The 22,349-nt window shown below is 48.5% G+C and carries 17 protein-coding genes and 1 tRNA gene; 13 read left to right on the top strand and 5 right to left on the bottom strand.

Annotated elements, in window-relative coordinates; all coding sequences use genetic code 11:
* The first annotated feature begins 58 nt into the window (after window positions 1-58).
* The 6 genes from JIN82_RS00230 to JIN82_RS00205 all read left to right on the top strand — a co-directional run bounded on the left by JIN82_RS00230 (window position 59) and on the right by JIN82_RS00205 (window position 5,750).
* Entirely contained in the window at window positions 59-676 is a 618-nt protein-coding gene (locus tag JIN82_RS00230; RefSeq protein WP_200309538.1) for a CC0125/CC1285 family lipoprotein, read from the top strand.
* Between the two features lie 124 nt (window positions 677-800).
* Entirely contained in the window at window positions 801-2,237 is a 1,437-nt protein-coding gene (locus tag JIN82_RS00225; protein WP_200309536.1) for an SLC13 family permease, read from the top strand.
* Between the two features lie 42 nt (window positions 2,238-2,279).
* The gene (locus JIN82_RS00220; protein ID WP_200309534.1) at window positions 2,280-3,590 is read left to right on the top strand and encodes a hypothetical protein; all 1,311 of its coding nucleotides are present in this window, start codon (window positions 2,280-2,282) and stop codon (window positions 3,588-3,590) included.
* Between the two features lie 331 nt (window positions 3,591-3,921).
* On the top strand, window positions 3,922-4,923 hold the full coding sequence (locus tag JIN82_RS00215; protein WP_234041662.1) for a hypothetical protein: 1,002 nt from the start codon (window positions 3,922-3,924) through the stop codon (window positions 4,921-4,923).
* 209 nt (window positions 4,924-5,132) lie between these two features.
* A tRNA-Ala gene (locus tag JIN82_RS00210) sits at window positions 5,133-5,208 on the top strand.
* A gap of 323 nt (window positions 5,209-5,531) precedes the next feature.
* The gene (locus JIN82_RS00205; RefSeq protein ID WP_200309530.1) at window positions 5,532-5,750 is read left to right on the top strand and encodes a hypothetical protein; all 219 of its coding nucleotides are present in this window, start codon (window positions 5,532-5,534) and stop codon (window positions 5,748-5,750) included.
* Window positions 5,751-5,864: 114 nt separating this feature from the next.
* Here the strand turns inward: JIN82_RS00205 and JIN82_RS00200 are convergent, their stop codons facing one another.
* Window positions 5,865-7,364 (bottom strand): sulfatase, encoded by a 1,500-nt coding sequence (locus JIN82_RS00200; RefSeq protein WP_200309528.1) that lies wholly within the window; start codon window positions 7,362-7,364, stop codon window positions 5,865-5,867.
* 470 nt (window positions 7,365-7,834) lie between these two features.
* Between JIN82_RS00200 and JIN82_RS00195 the strand changes: the two genes are divergently transcribed.
* Window positions 7,835-8,995, top strand: coding sequence for an alpha/beta hydrolase (locus JIN82_RS00195; RefSeq protein WP_200309527.1), 1,161 nt, complete (start codon window positions 7,835-7,837; stop codon window positions 8,993-8,995).
* Between the two features lie 71 nt (window positions 8,996-9,066).
* Here the strand turns inward: JIN82_RS00195 and nadE are convergent, their stop codons facing one another.
* Together nadE and JIN82_RS00185 are read right to left on the bottom strand one after the other, a co-directional pair.
* On the bottom strand, window positions 9,067-10,992 hold the full coding sequence (gene nadE / locus JIN82_RS00190) for an NAD(+) synthase (protein ID WP_200309526.1): 1,926 nt from the start codon (window positions 10,990-10,992) through the stop codon (window positions 9,067-9,069).
* Window positions 10,993-10,994: 2 nt separating this feature from the next.
* On the bottom strand, window positions 10,995-12,368 hold the full coding sequence (locus JIN82_RS00185) for a nicotinate phosphoribosyltransferase (protein ID WP_200309525.1): 1,374 nt from the start codon (window positions 12,366-12,368) through the stop codon (window positions 10,995-10,997).
* A 185-nt stretch (window positions 12,369-12,553) separates the two neighbouring features.
* Here JIN82_RS00185 and creB point away from each other — a divergent pair, with 185 nt between their 5' ends.
* The 6 genes from creB to JIN82_RS00155 all read left to right on the top strand — a co-directional run bounded on the left by creB (window position 12,554) and on the right by JIN82_RS00155 (window position 20,605).
* The gene (creB, locus tag JIN82_RS00180) at window positions 12,554-13,324 is read left to right on the top strand and encodes a two-component system response regulator CreB (RefSeq protein WP_200309524.1); all 771 of its coding nucleotides are present in this window, start codon (window positions 12,554-12,556) and stop codon (window positions 13,322-13,324) included.
* A gap of 17 nt (window positions 13,325-13,341) precedes the next feature.
* A complete protein-coding gene (gene creC / locus JIN82_RS00175; protein ID WP_200309523.1) occupies window positions 13,342-14,853 on the top strand; it encodes a two-component system sensor histidine kinase CreC in 1,512 nt (503 codons plus the stop codon).
* Between the two features lie 130 nt (window positions 14,854-14,983).
* The gene (locus JIN82_RS00170; RefSeq protein ID WP_200309522.1) at window positions 14,984-17,419 is read left to right on the top strand and encodes an HzsA-related protein; all 2,436 of its coding nucleotides are present in this window, start codon (window positions 14,984-14,986) and stop codon (window positions 17,417-17,419) included.
* 45 nt (window positions 17,420-17,464) lie between these two features.
* A complete protein-coding gene (locus JIN82_RS00165) occupies window positions 17,465-18,376 on the top strand; it encodes a GNAT family N-acetyltransferase (protein ID WP_200309521.1) in 912 nt (303 codons plus the stop codon).
* 345 nt (window positions 18,377-18,721) lie between these two features.
* Window positions 18,722-20,011, top strand: a complete 1,290-nt coding sequence (gene aroA / locus JIN82_RS00160; RefSeq protein ID WP_200309519.1) for a 3-phosphoshikimate 1-carboxyvinyltransferase — start codon at window positions 18,722-18,724, stop codon at window positions 20,009-20,011.
* A 117-nt stretch (window positions 20,012-20,128) separates the two neighbouring features.
* Window positions 20,129-20,605, top strand: coding sequence for a hypothetical protein (locus JIN82_RS00155; RefSeq protein ID WP_200309517.1), 477 nt, complete (start codon window positions 20,129-20,131; stop codon window positions 20,603-20,605).
* Between the two features lie 81 nt (window positions 20,606-20,686).
* Here the strand turns inward: JIN82_RS00155 and JIN82_RS00150 are convergent, their stop codons facing one another.
* Window positions 20,687-21,496, bottom strand: coding sequence for a GNAT family N-acetyltransferase (locus JIN82_RS00150; protein WP_200309515.1), 810 nt, complete (start codon window positions 21,494-21,496; stop codon window positions 20,687-20,689).
* A gap of 160 nt (window positions 21,497-21,656) precedes the next feature.
* Complete coding sequence (locus JIN82_RS00145) at window positions 21,657-22,319, bottom strand: HAD family hydrolase (RefSeq protein ID WP_200309513.1); 663 nt, start codon at window positions 22,317-22,319, stop codon at window positions 21,657-21,659.
* Window positions 22,320-22,349: the final 30 nt, after the last annotated feature.

Raw genomic sequence — 22,349 nt, 5'->3', positions numbered from 1 at the left:
CTGGGGAATTGACGCTTATTGCTAGACAATGGTCGTTGAAGCCACTTACAAATCTATCATGACCTTAGCTCTCAGGTTTTTAGGCTTATCCGCGGCAGTGATGATATCCATATTTCTATCTAGCTGCAGTTCATTCACCTCTGCTGCCTATCGACCGGAAACAGCAAAACCTGAGGCGCCATGGAAAGGGAAAGATAAAACTTGGGGTGGGTATTCTGCCACAGCTCAGTCTAACTCTAGCTGGAAAGTTTATTACCGCAGCTACAATGATCTTGATGAAGAGAAGTGCCAAAAACTCTGCCTGCTGCGCGCTGCCGAGATTTGCCTACAGCAGGGGGAAGATGTTTTTTATGTGAGCCAGCTGGAGGTAGAAACTAAGGCAGAAATTTCATCCTTTCCTGAAAGAACTCTGCCCGGATATTGGAAAAGCAAAGCCTATCAAACTTCGATCCAACTCTACAATGGCGAGCGTATGCCGGTGACTCGGTATCGCGATGAGTGGCAAGATGAGAAGGTGATTCCAGCTCATTTGGTAAGTAATACCATTGTGGAATCTAGTTTGCTCATGACATTTCACCAGCAGAGCAAAACGCAATCAGTCTATCATGCTAGAGAGGTGATGGCCGATGGGGTAAAACACTGGCCGTATCTATCACGTGATTTTCTCAAACTATGAGTTCTCAGCAATTAAGTAGCATGGCTCTGATCAGTATCCAGCCAGCCATCAGCTAACTGAAAACTGAAAACTATCCCATCCCTTCTTAATTGATTTACTCTAAGTATCTTGTTACTTTGCTAGAATGTCTGGGCATAAAGTGACAGTAGCGCGTGAGACTCATGGTGGTGATTCCGCTGCCGTGCGCCGTCGTCGTCTCATCCTGGTAGTGATTGCTTTCCTAGCTTGGGCGTGGGTGAGCTTTTTTTGCCAGCTAGATTGTTCGCAGCTAGCTGGTGATATGCAGCCAGCTCAGGTACAAGCAGGGCTAGCATTGTTAGTGCTCGCCGCTATCTTATGGCTCACCGAAGCCTTGCCGTTGGCGATGACGGCTATTTTGATCCCTGTGATGGCTTCGCTCACTGGGGTGCTTGAGGTTTCTGCTAGTTTTGCTAATTTTGCCCACCCCTTGATTTTCCTATTTCTAGGTGGCTTTGGTCTCGCTGCAGCTCTATCACGACAAAAACTCGACCAATGGCTGGCTCAGCAAATTGTCTGTGTTAGTGGCGGGCGGTTTTACCTCACCTTTGTGATGATTTGCGTTGCCTCGGCGGCGTTGTCGATGTGGATTTCCAATACGGCGACGGTTGCTTTGTTATTGCCTGTTGTATTAGGACTCTTGTCAAAAGTCGAGTTGGCGCAGGGTGAAAAGGTCGCAGCTAGAGTGGCTCCTTGTCTTTTACTTGGCCTTTGTTATTCGGCCAGTGTCGGCGGCATTGGTACATTGATAGGTTCACCACCCAATGCCATTGCCGCTACTGAGTTAGGCATCGATTTTGTCAGCTGGCTGAAGTTTGGAATTCCTGCCGTTTTGATTTTGCTGCCGCTGATGTTGTTAGTGCTGACTTGCTTGGTGCATCCGGGCAAGGTGACTAAGCTAGACGTCGATTGTTTGCCATTTGATTTTAATGGCGAACGCATCGCAACTCTGGGCGTTTTTGCCCTAGCTGTCACGGGTTGGCTGTTCAGTCAATCGCTAGCTAGCTGGCTGGGCATTGCTAAATATTTTGATACTCTAGTGGCCGTTAGTGCGGTGCTTATTCTGACGATGGGACGTCTGGTTAGGTGGAAGGATATCGACCATACCACTGACTGGGGAGTTTTGTTATTGTTTGGCGGCGGGCTCACTTTGAGCAAGGTGCTGAGCGAAACTAAGGCGAGTTTATTTCTCGCGCATCAGCTACGGGAAACAATCGAATCTTGGCCGTATCTCGCTCTGATAGCAGTAGTCATTATCTTTGTTATTTTTCTTACCGAGGTGTCGAGTAATACCGCAACAGCAGCATTGTTAGTTCCTGTTTTCGCAGCAGTGGCTGCTGATATGGGCTTGGCTCCCAAACAATTGGTTGTGCCGCTGGCGATGGCTGCTTCCTGCGCATTTATGTTGCCCGTGGCTACGCCTCCTAATGCCATCGTTTTTAGCTCAGGGAAAATTCGCCAGCGCACGATGATGCGTACTGGCCTAGTGCTCAATTTACTTTTTGTTGTTCTGCTCACTGCGCTTAGCTGGTTGATTTTCTAATATTCTAATTGATGGGGCGTTTGTTTGTGTCTTAATGCTAGAGTGAAGTTAGAAAATGTAATTCTCTTATTATCAGGGGGATTGTCCATCGGTATTGGCCTATGGGCAGGCGCGCGTACAGAAATTGGTTTTGGTCATTTAGCTCCAGCTGGCTCTGAGCTTACGGCTGACGCTGGAGACGCAGGTCCGGCTAGCAAACGTGATCTCGGCGGCTCAGGCGAGAAGAGGTATTCAGCTTTTCGGGGAGCGGGTAGCGTAGATGAAATTGAGGGGATTTCTCCAGCTGCTAGAATGGCCCTAGTCCAAGCTCGGGCCTACCTAGCGAATTGTTTTCGATCTGAGGCATGGGGGCCTGATTTTGAAATGGCGATGCGGAAAATATTTTCTCAATGTTCACAAGGTGATAAGGAGTTGATTTTGGCGTCTTTGCTAGAAGCGAATGACGAACGAGCTGTTGATGATACTTTGATCTATCATTTGAGGGGGGTGGTAGCGGAGGATAATCCATATGCAGTGGTGCAACTTGCCGTCGCCCATAATCGCTATGGTTTATTAAGTTTTCCCGTTCTTCAGTTATGGATGGATGAATCTCCTGAGCTGGCCCGCCAGTGGTTTGAGGAAAATAAACATCAGATGAGTACTCAAGAAATCAAAGGTACGCAGATTGAGCAGCGCTTGCTCAATGCCCATGGGGAAGACGACTTCGCTGGTGCTTTAGCTTCTCTTGATTGGTCTAACTATGGACAATGGAAGCGCGGCCTTGAGATGGTGGGGCATGTCATAAGCAATCAAGGAGATGTTGATTCCATGGTGAATACCATCGCGATGATTGAAGAACCACAAACGCGTACGGCTTTGCTCAAAGAGGTGATGGCGTCACAATACGGAAAGTCAGATGCTGAGGTGGATGAGTTCATCGATCAGTTGGTTAGCGCGGGGGGAGTAGAGCGAGAGGTGCTTGAGGACGCTTATACCTTAGAACATATTTGGAAAGCACCGATCAAATCAATGAACTTTGCCATCCAGTATATAGAGCCAGGCAAAAGGCAAAACAAGGTTGTGCAAGAGGGTCTGAAGTATCTAGCTATGGAAAATGAGTCTAAAGCTCAGGCATGGATAGCTGAGAACGGGCATGGCTTTGAAAGCGATGTCTTAGTTGCCTCCATAACTTATGGTCTCCGGGTTGAAGGAAATTATGATAGGGCTGTCGACTGGGCTCTGATGATAGATGATGAGGATAAGAAAAGTACGCATCTGAACTCGGCATACAAAAATTGGCTAGAGGCAAATAAACGTAGCGCTGAGAAATGGCTCAGCCAGCAAGACGAAGACATTCAGGCGTTCTTGAAGTAGTCGCTTAATCTAAAATGAAATACAATTTAGGGTGATGAGGAAAATGCATTTTTATACAAAACTATCAGGAATAATTTTTGTTGGGCTGATGTTAGGTTTAGCTGTTGGCAGCACGTGGTCAAAAACAAACCCAGACGCTGGTGAGCAGAACCAAGATCAACTTAGCTCACGGGGCACTAGTGATCAGCATGCTGATCACACACTAGATCTATCCACTGAGAGGCAGCCATTGAGCCAGCTGGAGCTGGAGGCGCAGCTAACTCAGATAGCTGATGGTATTCGTGAGATGATGCAGTCTGACGATCCCAGAACTAGCTCGTGGATTGGTTCGATGGAAAACATTTCCGCTTGGTCAGCAGATGAGCTTCAGCGTGGTTTGGCTCTCACTCTTGAGAACGAACAAGAAGCTAAAGAGCGAGACAAATTGGTGATGGCTCTACTGAATCGCTGGTGCAAAATTGATGGGCAAGCTGCTATTGAGTACAGTCTAACATTGCCAGAGGCTAGTAGGAAGATGTTGCCATTAGATGCTCTATTCAAGACTTGGGCAGAGGCTGACCCTTATGCGCTTTCTGCATGGTATGAAGAGAATAAGGATTTGCATGATTTGGCTCATCTAGACGATAAATTTATTGAGCTGATGTTATTCAAACAGCTCGCAAAGAGGGATCTAGCTGGCACCTTCAAATCGATAGATTGGGATGATCTTCAGCAAAGTAATGCAGCCCAAAGCCTTTGTTATGAGATGAGCCTGATGAGTGAAAAACGCAGTGAACTATTGAGTTTAGTGCAAGGTTTAGAGGATGAAGATACGAAGAATGAACTAATCGGTAATCTTATTGCAAGTATTTCCAGTGTTTCCCTTGCTGAGGCTCAGTTATTACTGGATAAAATGAATCTATCAGACACAGAGCACGTCGCCAAATATCAATATGATATGGCGAAATGGGCATCTTTTTGGCGCGCGGAGGAAGGCATGGTTGTGGCTATGGACATTGAAGGTGATGAGTATCGCGATAAGGCAGTTAGTTTCTGTTTTGCCAGTATGGCTTTATATCAGCCAGAGGCGGCTCAGAGCTGGTTAGAGAAGCATGGCGACGATTTTAATCGTGACGATTTGTTGGAGCAGGCAGTAAACAGGCATTATGATGATCCAGAATTGCCGCTAAACTGGGTGATGCAAATGGAAAATGATGAGCGACGGACTAAGTCCACAGCGAAGTATTATAAACGCTGGGCTGACGAACATCAGTTGGGAGCGTCTAAGTGGCTAGAGCAGCAGGATGAGGATACTCAAGCTGCCATTCTGGCCGCAATTGAAGAGGGCGAATGAGTAAAGCTTTCAGCTGGCCAGCTTTGTTTCTTGTCCACCTCAGCTGGCTTCTAGCCAAGCTGTTGACTCTGAATTAGCGGGAGAGATCTGCTGGGCGATGACTTGCTGTTTGTTGGTAAAAAAATCAGCATTAGAGGAAAAAAGAACTTGCACCTGAGGCCGGCACAGGGTAAATCCCTGCCGCGCCTCAGGGCGTAGCAATCCTACGGGGGGCATTAGCTCAGTTGGTAGAGCACTTGCATGGCATGCAAGGGGTCAGCGGTTCGAATCCGCTATGCTCCACCATTTGTTTCACTACAAATGGTCTGGTAATTTCCCGCATCACATTGAATGCGGGATTTTTTTTGCCCAAATTTCTGAGTGTGGATGCTTGAGCATGGTAAAGCGAGCCAGCGAATTGGTTTCTCGATCTATGATAGATCTGGCCGAAGTAATGACAGATTACTTATAGGTAAGACGTATGTTCGTCTTGTTATATGTTAGCATTTTGCTAATAGTTCGCGCCTAGTCGTTAGCACATCTTTCTATTTGCTATGGCTAGAAGCTAACTTCTACCCTATCGAAAAGTGATCATAAAAATACTTATTTTATTCGGCCTTATTAAGCTCTTGAAAGAGACCGATAAGCCATTGTGGTGCTCAGGCATATACGCAGGAATAGCCTTATTGTTTGGCCTATTATTTGGCGCATCAGCGCTAGCTGCATTTATTGGAGCGGCGATTTCCTTTGTCCTCGCTAGTATTTATTTTTGCCTATTGTACAAATTTGACGAAGGGGCTCCATTTTGGATCATCTGTGTAGCAGGTGCCTTGATTGGCCTTGTTTAATATCGAAAAAGAAAGCCCATCACACGAGTGCGTGTGATGGGCTTTTTTTGAGTCAGCTATACAGCTAAGTTAGAGCTTGGACATCAGCTGTATCACTGGGTCAGCTAGTACTGATTATTTTTTTGAGGTATTGTATTTGATAGAAACACCTAACTTTTGTTCCAGTATTTTCTGTTGAGCTGAAGCAGGAGCTCTAGAGCCAGGTAAGTTGGTTTTGAGGAATGAATGGAGGTTCTTTCTGAGGTTCTCTGCGACTTCTGGGTTTTGTTGGATGATGTTATTAGTTTCAGCTAAGTCCTCACCAATGTTGTAGAGTTCGTCATTGTTATCTACTAGAGACATGATGTATTTCATCTGGCTATTTTCGTCGTAGATAGCCGCGCTAGCGACACCACCGTAAACAGTTTGGCTACGTGGGAAGTACCAACAGAGCTGACGAGGTTTTAGTTTGTTGCCTTCGAAAATTGGGAACCATGAGGTGCTGTCTTTTTCGCTAGGTGATGGTAGTGGCTGACCTGCAGCTTCAAGCACGGTGCTGTAGATGTCGCAGATGTAAACTGGGTTAGAGTACTCAGAGCCAGCTTTGATCTTACTTGGCCAAGCTGCAAATGCTGGCACTCTGATGCCGCCTTCGTAGTTAGTATTTTTACCGCCATTGAGAGGTGCACAAGGAACGTCGTTGGTGGTTGGGCCATTGTCTGAATAGAAGATGAATAGGGTATTGTCGTAGCTACCGTCTTTTTTGAGTTGTGCAACAATGCGTCCTACTGAGTCGTCCAGAGATTCTATCATTGCTGCGTAGACAGCATTGATTTCTGTGGTGATGAGATTCTTGCCAACCAGTTCTGAGTGACGGTAGGCCGCCTTGGTGCCTTTATCAGCAATCTTCTTTTTGTATTTCTCAATGAGTTCCTTTTTAGCCTCTTTCTTATTGTGGACTGAGTAGTACCACATGTTCAGATAAAATGGTTGGTCAGCTTTTCTGTTTGCAATCAATGAAACGGCTTCTGTAGTTAGTCTATCAGTAAGGAATTCACCCTGTTGACCGCCTTTAGTTAGACCTGGTACGCCTGTGTTACCACTTGGTACATCTGAACCTGGTTTGACGCCGTACGGCCAAAAGTATGATTTAGGTCCCCATGATGTCCAGCCGCCGACGTTGACGTCAAAACCAATATCTTTTGGCATGGTCTTGTCTTTAGGGCTGCCTGCATGCCATTTGCCAACGTGCCAGTTTTGATAACCAGCAGTTTTGAGCTTCTGTGGCAGAAAGTCTTCTCTAGGTGCCATGTGGTGAGTGTGGTTCCACATGCCTAGCTTGAGTGGGTTTAGGCCGGATAGTAGACTCGCTCTAGCTGGTGAGCAGATAGCAGCTGAGGTGTATGCTTGAGAAAATCTCACACCATCGCCACAGAGTTTATCGATGTTTGGAGTTTCGTAGAGTTCAGCGCCGAAGCAGGCGAGATCTTTCCAGCCCATGTCATCGATGAGAAAGACGACGACGTTAGGTTGTTCTTGCTCCGCAGCTGAAGCCTGAGTTGTAACTGAGGCTGCACATGCGAAGGCGCATGTCAGGCTGAGTAGCTTGCTTATCTTGTGAAGGATAGATTTCATATTAAGGGTCCTCTTTAGTGTGTGAATTTACTTATACGTACAGGTGAACTTGGATGACTTATTCTGATCTGGCGGACGATTATAGCTGCATGCCACAGGCATGGTGACGCAGTGCTATAAGGCGTTTTGTTACTCTTGTGAATACGTTCGTAGGGGCCAGCTTTGTCAACTTATATGAAAAATGTTTTGGCTCGGATTGGTGTTGTTCTTCGCTGATATAGCGGGTGTTAGTTTGTTAAGTTATTAGTAACTGGAGGTCAGGCTGTGATGTCGCGCGCGTGGTGCTTTTTAGCTAACCGCGAGGCACTTAACAAAAGAGCTTGAGATTTAACTTAGAGTGGCCATTTTGAGGGCAAATCTAAGACATTTGAGGGCTTAAAATTGATGTATCGATTTACGGTAATGATAAGCCGCAAGCTGGTTATATTGTGGGTAGGATTTTTTCAATAGTGGCGTACATTGTGGGCATCATGAAACACAAACTAATCACTTTGGTATTAGGTTTATTCGCCATGCTGCCAGCAAGCATTGTGGCTGAGTGGCAGCCAGCGGAGAAATCACAAAGGGAGAATTATGCGGCAGTGATGCAGCTGGCAAAGTCAGCTGAGCCATTGACCAATTTTTTTGCCGCGGAGAAGTTGGCAGTGCCTGAGCCTAACGATGTTTACTATCAAGCGCGCTGGGATTTTTTAAATGACTGTTATTATGTGAATCCTGGAGTCGCTAGGCCGAGTAACGCGATGAAATCATTTCTGGATATTTGCGATGAAAATGAGTTAGTCAATCACAAGCGCTTTGAGTTCAAGAAGGCGGCTGAGACCTTAGGTGTTGAGCTGATTTCTGATAAAGTGGCATTTGAAGTAGATGGTGAAGCTATCATTGAACACCGCGATTTGTCCTATCAGAGTGATGATGAGTATTCGCAGAAGTTAGATCTCTTCCTGCCAAAAAATCCATCATCTGATAAAGTTCCCTGCATCATCTTCATCCACGGTGGCGGGTGGAGATCTCACAAGCGAGCTTGGATGGAAGGACATGCCAAGTATGTGGCAAGCCAGGGGTATGCGGCGGCTACAATTGACTATCGTATGCTTAACTGCGCTACTCCCCTTGAGTGCCTGCATGATGCCAAAGCTGCGGTGCGATGGGTGCGTGCGCATGCTGCTCAATATGGCATCGACCCTGATCGTCTGGGGGCTTCTGGCGGCTCAGCTGGAGCCCAGCTTTCAACTGCTCTAGCTACTACTAACGGTGTAGTCGAGCTGGAGGGAGAGGGCGGCAACCAAGGTGTTTCTAGTGCTATTCAGGCAGCTGTTGGATTTGCGACTCCTGCGATGACTGGCAAACGCAAGACTTGGCCGAATAAAAAAGGCAATGTGCTTCCTGACTGGTTCATGAAGGTGTCTCCCTATCACCATGTCTCAGCAGATGACGCACCGATCAAATTCATCCACGGCGCGAAAGATGGACTTGTTAAGGTAGAAGAGGCTAAAGATATGTTTGCTGCCTATCAGAAGCTGGGCATCATGTCTGAGTTAGAAATCCTGCCTGATGAAGGGCACGTATTCTACATGGATGAAGAAAGTGCGGAGAAAGCTCTAGCATTCTTCCGCAAAGTATTTGAGAACTAACCGCGATTTTTACAAACAGAAAACCAGCTGAGGGCATTCCTTCAGCTGGTTTTTTTTGTTAAATTTTTGATTTATTCTCCGTCATCAAAAGCTTCTAACTCGCTGAGTTCTAGCTGGAACCCTCCGCTGAGAATTGGGAATCGGCACCAAGTTTTAGGATCTAAGTTTTCGTCGTCTAGATGGAAGCTTGGAGCGTAACGTTCACGTTTCCACTGGTTGCGGCTCCACAGAGTGAAGAAGCGCGTGACGTAGCCTTTCAGCTGGGCTTTGCTGTATTGTGGGAAGTCGAACTGGATCAGCTGATAGATCTCAATGGGTGATTGTTTGTCACGGATGGCCAGCTTCTCAATCTTGTCGAGCACTGGGTAGGGCATGAGGTCGCTTTCGTCAGTTTGTGCTTGGTCAGCTGGACGCAGTTCGGCGGTAGGTTGCTGCGCGTTGATCACGCTGAGTGCTGGGATTTTTTCAATTTCATCGCAGCCTTCTTTTTCTAACCATACGAGCCACTCGCGCAGATAAGCTTTGTCGATACCGGCAATTGGGCTGATGCCACCACTGGTGTCACCATCCATGGTAGCGTATCCAACCGCGGCTTCTGAGCGGTTGCTGGTGCTTACTAACAATGCGCCGCGAATGTTGGCTAACATCCAGACGCCAGGTGCGCGTACGCGAGCTTGGATATTTTGTAGTGTTAGATCATCTTGCTGCCAGCTGAGCTGACGGCCTATGGTTTTCTCCGCTTGTGAAATGTAATGGTCAACGGCGTCTTGAATTTGCCATTCAGAGTATTCAGCTCCAAGTGCGTCAGCCAGTGTGTTGGCTGCATTGCGGGTAACTTCGCCGCTGTTTTTGCTAGCCTGATAGACGCAGATGAGAAGGTCTTTCATATTACTTGGGCCTGCAACTTTGTCACCTAACTCACGCTTGCTGAGCACATGCATTAAGTAGATCAGCGTAGTGATCGCTGCTGAGTCAGCACCGCCGCTGAGAGAAACTACAAAACCGCGAGAATGGCTTTTACGCATGTAGTCGTATAAGCCAAGAGTTAGAGCGTGGGTGAATTCTTGTTCCTTGCTCCACTGGCTTGGAATCATTTTTCCGCTAGGAGGTCCTTCAGCGGGCCAGTCGAAGTCTAGCTGGACGGTAGGGTGACTTGCTAGGTCGATATCTCGTGAGATAGTTTTTGCCTGCACCAAGCGGTTAAGGTCAATATCAACCACCGCATCGGTGACGATGTGGTCGAGGAATGATAGACGTTTGCCTTGCGCCACGATGTGTCCGCGTGTGGCTACCATTGAGCCGCCGTCGTAGATAGCTCGTCCAGCTTCATTTCCCGTTAGGTTAGCGTATATGTAGGTGACGCCAAATGCACGTGAACCTTCTTGCACAAATTGCTCACGGATTTCCTGTTTGCCGAAGGCGAAGTGGCTAGCGCTTGGGTTGAGAATGATATCAACGCCACGCTCTGCGTATCGGCGGCCAGGTCGGTTAGCCACCCAGGCGTCTTCGCAGACTTCGAGACCAATTTTCACTCCGCCAATTTCAAAAAGAATATCACCGAGGGCAACTTGGTCGCCGCGGATTTCTGTTTGTACAGCCTCGCCAGTTGGCCAAGGGCGGAACCAGCGTTGTTCGTAATGCAGTCCATCGCCAGCTAGATTTTGTTTGGCGTAAAATCCTAGCAGCTCGGCATCTGCGATCACCGCTACCACATTGTAGACCGTATTCTGATAGCGCAGTGGCAGGCCTACGGCGACAATCATTTCGGCGCAGTGTGGAATCAGAGCTTCGAGGCTGTCGAGCGCTCGCTCAGTGGTGTCGGTAGCTAGAAATTGATCTTCACAGCCGTAGCCTGTGATGGCTAGCTCGGGTAAACAGAGCAGGCTAACACCAGAGTCTTTGGCTTCGTCAATGCACTGAATGAGGCGCTCGTGGTTGCCTAGCCAATCTAGTGGCGTTTGGTTTACGGTGCTGGTGGCGACACGGATGAGTTTCATGATTAGTTGGCCTTGGTTTTGTGAATGCGGGCTTTGGCTGCGTCAACTTGTGGGTCGACTGCGAGCTCAGGAGTAGCACGTTTTTGCAGCCATTGCCAGTTGAGTATGGCTCTTTTGCGGATGAGGTCGAGCGCATCTGGCTGGCGGCAGATTTGACCATTTTCCAGCGCACTGACTAACAATGGTTGTTGGTCAGGGTGTGGAGCAGATATGACTAGCTTGCAATCGTACAGGGTATCTTTGGTGATGGCTCCAGCTGGGTCGCGTTGGCGGGCGACTTGCAGGTGGCCCGGATAGCTGGTTTTAATCGTGTCGTTAGAAAACTTCATTTTTCCCTGCCAGCTACCACCGGGAGCTTTGATGGCGCCCATTTTGTAAACACCACCTAGAGCTGGTTGATCGTAGGCGGTGACGAGTTTGGTGCCCACTCCCCATGTATCGATTTTCGCACCCTGTTGTTTGATCTGGCGGATGCTGTATTCGTCCAGATCATTGCTGGCAACGATTTTTGTGTGCTCGAGGCCAGTCTCATCGAGGATCTTCCTAGCGGCAATGCTCAGTGCTGCTAGATCTCCTGAGTCTAGCCGAATGCCTAAAAATGGATGGCCTGATTTTTCTAACTCGAGGCCAATGGCGGCTGCTTTTTTCACGCCTTCGATGGTATCGTAGGTATCTACTAGCAAGATAGTATTGTTGGGTTGGGCCTCAGCGTAGGCGCGGAAGGCATCTGTCTCGCTGTCAAAGCTCATCACCCAGCTATGGGCGTGAGTTCCTTTGACCGGGATGCCAAACTTTTGTCCAGCATATACGTTAGATGTGCCATTGCAGCCGCCGATGTAGGCAGCGCGGCTGGCGCTGAGTCCACCGTCAAATCCCTGAGCTCGGCGTAGACCAAACTCGATGACTGGGTCGCCGGCGGCGGCGTCGCAGATACGCGCAGCTTTGGTGGCTATCAGTGTCTGAAAGTTAACGAGGTTTAGCAGTGCTGTTTCTACCAGCTGGCACTGAATGAGCGGGCCGCTAACACGCATAATTGGCTGGTGTGGGAAGGCAATTTCTCCTTCAGGCATGATGGCGGCATCTAGCTGCCAGTGCATTTTTGCTAGATAGTCTAGAAAATCACAGCTGAAAAGCGCGGCTCCGTCAGCACCTGTGAGCGTGGCTAGATAGTCGAGCTCCACGGGAGAGAAATGAATGTCTGATAGAAATTCAACTGCCTCTTGAGTTCCCGCTGTAAGGCAGGCTTTGTCGCCAAAGGGTGCTTTGCGGTAGAACAAGTGGAAGACGGCATGGTGGTCTTGCATGCCGTTTTTCCAATAGGCATCAGCCATGTTCAGTTGGTAAAGATCAGTGAGGAGCGGTGTGATCATGCGCATACTAATAGGCTATTCTGGCAGCTTGTAAATAGCAAAGTGTTAAATTTACACTAAGCTGTTTTGTGCGAATTTCATCTCCACGGGGGCGGACATTACAGTTTTGTCTTAGTTAGTAGATGTGAGGCCATCGCATTGCAGGATCAGGCATTGCATTGGTCCGTGGGTTTGCTAGCGTCTTTTTTGTTATGGCGTGTGTATTGTTGGTAGAAGATGAGGTTTCCATTGCTGAGAGTTTGATTTATGCATTGGAGACTGAGCATTTCGATGTGAAACACGTGACTACAGGCGCGGAGGCGATGGCATTTATGGAAATGCGTCGTTCGGCAGGTGACTTGGTAGATTTGGCTATCCTAGATGTTGGTTTGCCAGATAGGTCAGGCTTTGATCTATGCAGGGATATGCAGCTGGTTGGAAAATTACCGGTGATATTTTTGACTGCGCGAGATTCGGAAATTGATAGGATTCTGGGCCTTGAGTTAGGTGGTGACGATTATGTGACCAAACCATTCAGCCCGCGCGAAGTGGTGGCTAGGGTGCGCGCGGTATTGCGCAGAGTGCAGCCACAAGCAGTGAGTTTGGCGGAGGAGCCAGTGTCTAGCAAATCGCCAGCTGATGTCGGTTTGCCTGAGCTGGAGCGTCAAGCAGAGATTGACTGGCCAGTTGAAGCGGGAGCTTTTTCTCATAACGAACTAGCGAAGACGGTGAAATGTTGTGGTGTGGAGCTCGTGCTAACAGCTCACGAGTATAAACTTTTGGCTGTTTTATTGAGCCAGCCAGGCAGGATTTTCAGCCGCGACCAACTTCTAACTCACGCGTGGGACGACCCCGGTTCTGCGATGGATCGTACCGTAGATGCTCACATCAAGAGCTTGCGGGCGAAGATTCGTAAAGCTTGTGAGTCTGAGCTGGATTACATCGAAACCCGCCGCGGTCTGGGATATACCATGAAACCATAATATTTATTTTGGTAGCCATGCGTTTAACTCGAGTCACCTTATTCATTATTGTGCTGATCATTAGCTTCGGCTTCTATCAGGTGCTGAGCTATTTGTTAGAGGACGTAGAAGCGCAGGCATTCAAAGCCTCAGAAGAGGTGATGGTAGATACCGCGCATTTATTAGCTGGGGTGGTTGAAGCCGAACTGAAAAAAACATCCACTCTGGATGGCGAGCAGTTGGAGATGCAGCCGGCTATAGATTTGCTTGCTGTGGCGGTGGGAAAAGCCAATGCGCACGAGATTGATGCAAAAATCTACCGGCACATGAAGGTGAAGTTAGGGCTGAATGTTTACCTAACAAATCTGCAAGGTTTGGTGGTTTACGACTCGGCTGGAGGCATGCGCGTGGGCATGGATTATTCTGAGTATAATGATGTCTACAAAACGATACGCGGTGAATACGGTGCGCGTTCTTCTCGCGACGATGAGAATTTGAAAACCAGTTCGGTCCTTTATGTAGCTGCACCAGTGAACTGTGAAGGAGAACTAGTTGCCGTCCTAACGATCTACAAAAATCAATCGGATCTCAAAGCTTTCATCGATGAAAGGCGCCGCGATATTGTATTCTCCACATTGATGATAGGTGTTGGTGTGGTTTTGCTCACGGTAGCGGTATTAATCTGGGTCTACCGACCTGTGGGGATTTTGACAAAATACGCACAAGCGGTTAGTGAGGGTGAGCGCTTACCATTGCCGCAGCTGGGAAGTGGACGCGAGGTGAATACGCTGGGGCGTGCACTCTATCAGATGCGCGAAACTCTCGAGGGGCGGCGGTATGTAGAAAACTACGTGACTTCGCTCACTCACGAGTTGAAGAGCCCGCTGGCTGGAATTAAAGGTGCGGCTGAGCTGCTGAATGAAGATATGCCTCAGGAAATGCGGCAGAAGTTTATAGCTAACATTAGCCGTGAAGTAGAACGCGGTGAGATTCTCGTTAGGGATCTGCTTTACCTTTCTCAGCTAGAGGGGATGCATCACCTTGAGAAACGCGAGATGATTTCAGCTAGCGACATGTGTCGTCAGGTACTAGCTGAGCACGAAGTAAATTTGCAGCGCGCTGATGTTACCGCCAGTTTGGAAATTGATGGTGATAGAGATGCGTTGCGTGTGCTGGGTGATGGCATGGTCTTGAAGATGGCACTGGCCAATTTGTTTGAAAACGCGATTGGTTTTTCACCAGCTGGCGCCAACGTGGAAGTGCACGTTGCCATTTCTAAACGCGGTGAACGCTGGCTGGACATTGAGGTGATAGATTACGGGCCTGGAATTCCGGAATACGCTCAGCGCAAAGTATTTGAGCACTTTTACTCCTTGCCGCGCCCTAGTGGTCGGGCCAAGGGAACTGGCCTTGGCTTGCCGCTAGTCAAAGAGGCGGCGAAGCTGCACGGAGGCACGGCTAGGCTTGAAAACCGTTTTGTCTACGGTGATGATGGCAAAGCTCTGGTGGTAGGATGCCGCGCTCTTGTTGTTTTGCCTCGTGTGGTTTGATGTCTTTGTTGGCATGGAGACCTGTGTGATGTGGCAGGGGGTGCTAGCTGTAGCGCATATCTTGTCAAAACTAATCACCCGCTTGAGCTGTTATTGAATGGATTTAAGTTTAAACGTAGATCTGTGTGTCATGAGTATAAGAAAATTATCACCGACCTTATGGATTCTATTGGTCAGTTGGCTGATGGTAGTCAATGTGGCTAAGGCCAAGCCCGTTGCGCCAGATGAGATGATTGTGATTGTGCGCGCCCATATCGGCAGCTCACATAACTATACTTATTTCAATGAAGGTTTCAGTAAAGGTGGAGGTCTCTACAAATATGGAGCAGATGGATTTCAACAACTAGTGGATGCCGCCGAAGGTCAGATTCTCGACTGCTCATTGTCTTACGACGCACAGAAGGTGATGTTCAGCTGGAAAAAAGATGAGCGGACGAACTATGACCTCTATACGATCAATGTAGATGGATCTGACTTGCAGCAGCTGACTTCTCATCCATCTAATAATTTCAATGCGACTTGGCTGCCTGACGGTGGGATCGCTTTTCTATCAGACCGTGATAGCAACTACGCATACTGCATGCACAGTTCATCAGCCGTGCTTTATCGCATGGAGGCGGATGGCTCGCAGGTGACTCGTCTATCAGCAAACTACCTCAGCGATATTGCGCCGAGTGTGATGCACGATGGTAAGATTGTTTATTGCCGCTGGGAGTATGTCGACCGAACCCAGATTCCTTGTCAGGGGCTGTGGGCGCAAAACCCAGATGGTACTGGCCTGAAGCACATTTTTGCCGGCCGCTTGATTGATCCAATCACAGTTTCTGAAGCGCGAAGTATTCCTGGAACGAATAAGTTAGTAGCAACGCTAACGGGCCATAATGGGCCGATTTGCGGCGCGATTGGCGTGGTTGATCTGAATGCGGGCGCTAACAATCCAGACGCGGTTAAGACAATTCTAGGTGACATGGTGGTTCTCAGAGGTCAGGGCAGACGTACTGATAGACAGAAATACGAGTTCCCATATCCTATCGACGAGAATCATTTTCTAGTGTCTAACGCGGGTTCTATTGAGATGTCTGATTTCGATGGCAAGAATGTTAGCGTGATTCTACCAAGAGGCATGGGACCTAGTGATGAACGTTTGGGTTTTCATGCGGCGATTCCAGTGCAGCCACGCGAGCGTGAACCGGTGATCAAAAAGTCAATCTCGGCAAATGACAAAGACAAAAATGCCACGGTGATCATGCAGGATGTCTACATTGGCCTCGAGCAGGAACTGGAGAAAAAACTCATCAAACGAGGCGACATCAAAGAGCTCAGAGTGATCGAGCTTCTAGCAAAAGATAACAAAGGTCTGCAAAGAAAGCGTGCCTTCTGCTGGCAGTTTCCAGTGGTTAGTGGCGGCGCGACGATGGAACCCAAGCGCACTTTATCTAGAGTGAAGGTGGAAGATGATGGCTCGGCTATGTTTGAGGTGCCACCTATGACCCCTCTGTTTTTCCAAGCTCTCGATGCTGATGGCAAAGTGATTCAGAGAATGCGTACCTTCACGCAGTTGATGCCGGGGGAAGTGCAGAGCTGCACGGGGTGCCATATGGATAGAAATAATTCACTGCCGGTGAATAAGAATGTTAGTCTGTCAGCATATAAAAAAGTGGCGCAGAAACCAAATGGCGCCGAGTGGGATGAATCACTGGGAGGCTTTAGCTATTCAGCCTTAGTGCAGCCGATTTGGGATGCGCATTGCATCGAGTGCCACCATGCTAAAGATAAAAAAGGTGGGCTAGACCTGACTGGTGATAAAACTGACTTATTTAGCGTCAGCTACGATAACCTCGTGCGCACAGATGTTAACAAAGATCCAACAGTGACAAATGCTAGACCTGAGGCGTTTGAGCATCGTCATATTTCGTATATCCCATCGTATAATGGCGTGGAGCATAAGTATCTATCAGAGGAATCGTTCAAGCCATTCTCATGGGGCGCTTATAAGAGCCCTTTGGTTGATTTGATAAAGTCTGGCCACAAAGACGCCGACGGCAAACCGCGGGTTAATTTATCTGAGTTAGAGAAGCGCATTGTTTATGCCTGGATTGACTACAACGTGCCTTATTACCATAGCAGCCACACGAACCACCCACAACTTGATAGAGGCATGCGCGACGTTACCCCTCGTCATTTTGATAGGCTGCTAAGCAAGGTAGAAGAAAGCCGCTGTATGGAATGCCATACTGAGAAAAAGCACACTGCTGGATGGTGGAGCTGGGGTGGCGGGAGAGATCGCAAAGGGCGACTCACTCCACGTGACCATTATCTTAACTGGGAAAATCCAGAGATGAATAACTTCATGTTAGCTCCTCTAGCAAAGAGTGCGGGCGGGACTGAAGCGTGTGGCAAGGCTGTGTTTAAAGATAAGAATGACCCTGACTATCAGAAGCTCATTCGCGCTTTTGACGAGACTTATGAGTTGATGAAAAATCGTCCACGTATCGACATTGAGGGAGCCAAAGAAGTACGCACTGAAGAGCATACGAAGTTATATAAGAATATTCTTCAGCCTTAAGTTAGGTCGATGAGCAATGCTGAATCTAGCTGACTGAGTTGATTCTTGCATTGTCATCCAGCTGGGATTTTGTTTGATAGAGTGATGCAGACAAAACCAGCTGGATATGAAATTCGTGTGATGAAGAAATGCGAGCTGGCTCAGGCGATTGACTGGGCAGCCGCTGAGGGGTGGAACCCAGGGCTACACGACCTGCAAAGTTTTTGGGCTGCAGACTCAACTGGCTTTTTGATGGGCTTTCTCGATGGCGAGCCTATCGCATCGATCTCCGCGGTGAAGTATGGTGATAGTTTTGCTTTTGTTGGATTTTACATCGTCAAACAAGAGCATCGTGGAAGCGGATATGGGCTGCAGCTGTGGCATGCCGCTATGGAGTCGTTAGGTAAGCGAGTGCTTGGCCTAGATGGTGTAGTTGAGCAGCAGGAGAATTACAAAAAATCGGGTTTCCAGCTGGCGTACCGCAACGTGCGCTACCAGGGCAAAACGGGTGTAGAATTTCCAGTTCCTCTGATAGACATGTCGGCGGTGATGGTGCCTGCCAATGAGGTCGATTTTACCGCGCTACATGCCTACGATAGGCAGTTTTTTCCAGCTGACAGGCAGGCATTTTTGCAGTCGTGGATTTCAGCTGATGATAGTGAATTTCTCTGTGTGAGCCAGGATGGTGAAATCAGTGGTTTTGGTGGCGTTAGAAAATGCCGTGATGGTTACAAAATTGGGCCACTCTACGCTGAGCGCTCTGAGATTGCCGAGTCGATCTTAGATCAACTACTTCGAGGTCTTCCCGCTGGTGAGAATTTCTATCTGGATGTTCCGGAGCCTAATATGTTTGCCGTCCAGCTAGCCGAGTCGCTCGGCATGCAAGTGGTTTTTGAAACTGCTAGGATGTACCGCGGCGCCATGCCCATGGTCGATTTTTTCCGCCTCTACGGGGTGACGAGCTTTGAGTTGGGCTAGGGGAGAGAAGGTTCGCAGTGCCTCATTTGCTAGATGAGCTAGATTTCAGGCTAATTAATGATCATCGATTTCTCGGCATCTATTTACATTGGCTAAAATTGAGGCGTTGGTTACAGCGTGCTGGCTGAAAATATTAGTGGTCTTAGAAGGTATAAGTTCAGTAAATTTCCGTACCATTTGTTTTCCGATGTTAAAGATGACCGCGCTATGGGCTGGGTTTTACGCCATCATTCACCGCGGACAAGTTATGGGCTGGAGCGGTTTTGAGTGGCGAATGGCTGACCTTTTTTTCAGCTGATGGATTACGCGCTTTTCTTTTTGTTCTGAAGCTGGCAATGCTCGGGCATGGAAACGTTGAAGCTCAAACCACTCAAGGCGGTGAAGGGAGAGGTGACTCTGCCTGGATCTAAGAGTTTGTCGAACCGCATCTTGCTGCTAGCCGCACTAGCTGAAGGTCAGACCAAGGTGACTAACCTGCTAGATAGTGATGATGTGCGTCACATGCTCAACGGGTTGAAGGCGCTGGGCGTGAATTACCAGCTGAGCGATGACCGTACGGTGTGTGTCGTTGACGGGCTAGGTGGATTGTTTCAGGTGACTGAGCCACTGACATTATTTTTAGGAAATGCGGGCACAGCCGTTAGACCTCTGGTGGCTGCCTTATGTGCGAGTCAGGGTGAATTTACCATCACGGGCGAGCCGCGCATGTACGAGCGTCCAATTGGTGATTTGATAGACTCCATGCGCCAGCTAGGAGCTGAGGTGGAGTATTTGCAGGACGATAAAATGCCACCTTTGAAGATTCACGGTCGTCAGCTGGCTGGCGGGCAAGTTAGCATCAAAGGTAATATTTCTAGCCAGTATCTGACGGCGCTGCTGATGGTTGCGCCTCTACTATCAGGAGATCTAACGATCAATGTGATTGGTGAACTCGTCTCTAAGCCATACATCGATATCACGCTGGATGTGATGGAGAAATTTGGCGTGCAGGTGAAAAATAACGACTACCAGTCGTTTGAGATTTCCGGCGGGCAGAAATACCAATCTCCAGCTGAAGCGATGGTCGAGGGAGATGCCTCATCGGCTTCTTATTTTCTAGCAGCTGCAGCAATTGGCGGTGGGCCAGTTAGGGTTCACGGAATTGGTAAAGCTAGTGTGCAGGGTGACGTTGCTTTTGCTGACGTGCTGGTGCAGATGGGTGCCCAAGTTGAGTTTAGCGATTACTGGGTTGAGGTCACTGGTTCGGGCACGTTGACGGGCATTGATGTGGATTTGAACCACATCCCAGATGCAGCGATGACGATTGCCACAGCGGCCTTGTTTGCCGATGGGCCAACAGCGATTCGCAACGTCTATAACTGGCGAGTCAAAGAAACTGACCGTCTAGCAGCAATGGCGACGGAGCTGCGAAAAGTTGGAGCCATCGTTGATGAAGGTGAAGATTACATCCACATCACGCCACCAGCTGAAGTGCAATCAGCGGCGATCGATACCTATGATGACCACCGCATGGCGATGTGTTTCTCTCTAGCTAGCTTTGGCGCTGGTGAAATCACTATCAATGATCCGGGATGTACTTCTAAAACATTCCCTACTTACTTTGAGGTTCTTGATAGCATTCGCGTCGATGACTGATTTGGCTAAATGATGAGTTGTCATCAACTCGCATATCTGTTGGAATTAGGAATGATCAAAAAGAGTGTTAGCATATTGGCTGGGCTAGCGGGATTGTTGCTTGTCTCTTGTAGTGGCGTGACTAACACCGTTCACTCAGATTGGAATCGCAACGTGCCAGGAGAAGGGACGCAGCTAGATGATCTGTACCTACCTGAGCAGGCTCGCAAGATCGTTCTGGTAGACAAACGCGGCATGATGTCTTCCGGCGGTGGTTATTTCCCAGGCCTTGTTTCTGAGAATACGCAAATCGTCGACGTGCGCTATGACATTTCAGGTACGACCACGAAGACGGAGTTGATTGCTCGCCAACCTGGCAGAGTGAAAATGTATTATATCAACCGAGCCGTTTTCCCTAAACCTCATAAGTCTCTCTACGAATATGGCGAAGACGGTCAGTATCTGGTAGAAAAAACGAACTACTTTTACGTGCAGGTTGGGCCAGCTGGTGGATCTGGCACTCAGCCGCAAAATAATGGCCAGCCACAGGAGTATGATTTTCCAGTCTACGAGCCACTGCCAGCTGCTGAACTTCCAGCCTTGCCTGAGCTATAGGTTTAGTTAGCTTGCCTGCTAGGCAAAAAAAATAGCGCGCCACTCAAAAATGAGATGGGCGCGCTGCTAAGTATTTCGATTCTAGGAATCGAATTTAATGATGCGGTTATGGGCAACGAAGCCAGCTTTGGAAATGGCACGTTGGGCGCCAAAGTGGGCTTTTTCTGTTGAGCAGATAGGTTTGAGACCTTTGTCTTTTGCCGTCGCTGCGAGGAAACACATCACTTGCGTGCCTAGGCCTTCGCCTCGATGGTTTTCGGCGATGATGAGACCTAGATCTGCATAGCCGCTCTGGTGATCATCAAATGCACGGCATTCGCCAGTGGCAATGAGCTCGTTATTCTGCCAGTAGCCGTAGAGTTCTTGGCGTGATATCAGCCTGTCAAAATAACTCTCTAGCCAGATTTTGTTAGCACCTATGCTCTGGTGAGCAAAATCAACAGCTGCCGCGAGGTCTTTGCTTCTCAGCGGCACCATGGTCAGTGGTGACTTGATTTCAGGAGCATGTTCGCCGAGTTGGTACATCAAGGTGTGCGGCTGAAATTTTGTAAAATGATCAAGGCAAGTTGACAGGTAGTTAGGTTCAGCCGTGCTGGCGTAGGCACCTACTACTCGTTTGAGTGAGCGGTCCTCGTTATTCAGAATGGTGGCAAAGATGGCGTGAGCCTGATTGTGTTTATCTGGCTGTAGATAGAATTGTAGAATGTAGCCGTCTTCGTTGACGCAGTAGTAGCCGACGAGTTGGTCTTGGTCGTGGATGCCAAAGAATGAGGCATCGGCGACAAAGCTATCTAACCACATGCCATCAAGCGGCGCCGTGGTTTCCTGTAAGTATTGATTTTTAAATGGAGCGAGAGAATCTTGTGAGCCTAGTTTTTGAATCGTTAGCATGATTAGAATAGTCCAATTTTAATGACTATTCTACAATCTAGGTGATTATCTTCGAATGGACAGGTCATAATTGCTTTTAGTTGAAAATAATTATGGACCCTGCTGATTGAGTAGAGGATCAGTTAGTTGGATTCTGTTGGCCCTCTGTGACTTACATGTTTTAGCCCAGTTGTTCTAGCCAGCTGAGATGGCTGGAGGTGCGCATGGTGGCGAGTTCAAATTCGTAGTGCTGGGTGAGCCTGCTAGGTACAACGACAGTGCGCATGCCTGCTTCGGCGCCAGCGAGCACCCCATTCTGTGAGTCTTCGATGACGAGGCAATGAGCTGGCTTAATGCCGACTTGTTTAGCGCCTTCGAGGTAGAGGTCTGGCGCTGGTTTGATCTGATTGGCGTCTTCGCGACACACTGTAGTTAGGAAAAATTCGTCGAGTTGGTGATGGCTAACCCAGCGGTCGACCCAGGCATGTGACGAGCTGGAAACAACCGCGCAGATGATGCCTTTTTGTTTCAGGCCGATGAGAGTCTGTTTGATGCCGGGGAGCAGGTCTTGCGTTTCAATATCAGCTTCTAGCTCTATCTGACGCGCGGCATTTTCCTTTTCCCAGTCGAATTCTTTGCCGGTGAGCTCTTCCAGATAGGCTTCAGGCGACCAAGTGTGAAATCCACTGCCAATACACTGCGCGTACATCTGCACGGGGAGGTCTTGCCCTTCGCGCTGATAGAGGCGCAGCCACGAGGTGTAGATTGGCCATTCGGTATCGAGAATGAGTCCGTCGAAATCGAACAGGACGGCTTGGATGTCGGAAAAGTCTGGTAAACTCACGCCCCGAAGAAAGCGCTGGAGGCGGTGATT

Source organism: Persicirhabdus sediminis (genome assembly GCF_016595495.1).
GTDB lineage: Bacteria > Verrucomicrobiota > Verrucomicrobiia > Verrucomicrobiales > Akkermansiaceae > Persicirhabdus > Persicirhabdus sediminis.
The sequence above is the reverse complement of the archived record's forward strand: the minus strand, read 5'-3'. Positions and strand labels throughout refer to the sequence as shown.

Bases quoted from the DNA above. Each gene is read 5' to 3' on its own strand.
- JIN82_RS00230 (WP_200309538.1), top strand. From the start codon at position 59: ATGACCTTAGCTCTCAGGTTTTTAGGCTTATCCGCGGCAGTGATGATA.
- JIN82_RS00225 (WP_200309536.1), top strand. From the start codon at position 801: ATGTCTGGGCATAAAGTGACAGTAGCGCGTGAGACTCATGGTGGTGAT.
- JIN82_RS00215 (WP_234041662.1), top strand. From the start codon at position 3,922: ATGGAAAACATTTCCGCTTGGTCAGCAGATGAGCTTCAGCGTGGTTTG.
- JIN82_RS00200 (WP_200309528.1), bottom strand. From the start codon at position 7,364: ATGAAATCTATCCTTCACAAGATAAGCAAGCTACTCAGCCTGACATGC.
- JIN82_RS00195 (WP_200309527.1), top strand. From the start codon at position 7,835: ATGAAACACAAACTAATCACTTTGGTATTAGGTTTATTCGCCATGCTG.
- nadE (WP_200309526.1), bottom strand. From the start codon at position 10,992: ATGAAACTCATCCGTGTCGCCACCAGCACCGTAAACCAAACGCCACTA.
- JIN82_RS00185 (WP_200309525.1), bottom strand. From the start codon at position 12,368: ATGCGCATGATCACACCGCTCCTCACTGATCTTTACCAACTGAACATG.
- creB (WP_200309524.1), top strand. From the start codon at position 12,554: ATGGCGTGTGTATTGTTGGTAGAAGATGAGGTTTCCATTGCTGAGAGT.
- creC (WP_200309523.1), top strand. From the start codon at position 13,342: ATGCGTTTAACTCGAGTCACCTTATTCATTATTGTGCTGATCATTAGC.
- JIN82_RS00170 (WP_200309522.1), top strand. From the start codon at position 14,984: ATGAGTATAAGAAAATTATCACCGACCTTATGGATTCTATTGGTCAGT.
- aroA (WP_200309519.1), top strand. From the start codon at position 18,722: ATGGAAACGTTGAAGCTCAAACCACTCAAGGCGGTGAAGGGAGAGGTG.
- JIN82_RS00150 (WP_200309515.1), bottom strand. From the start codon at position 21,496: ATGCTAACGATTCAAAAACTAGGCTCACAAGATTCTCTCGCTCCATTT.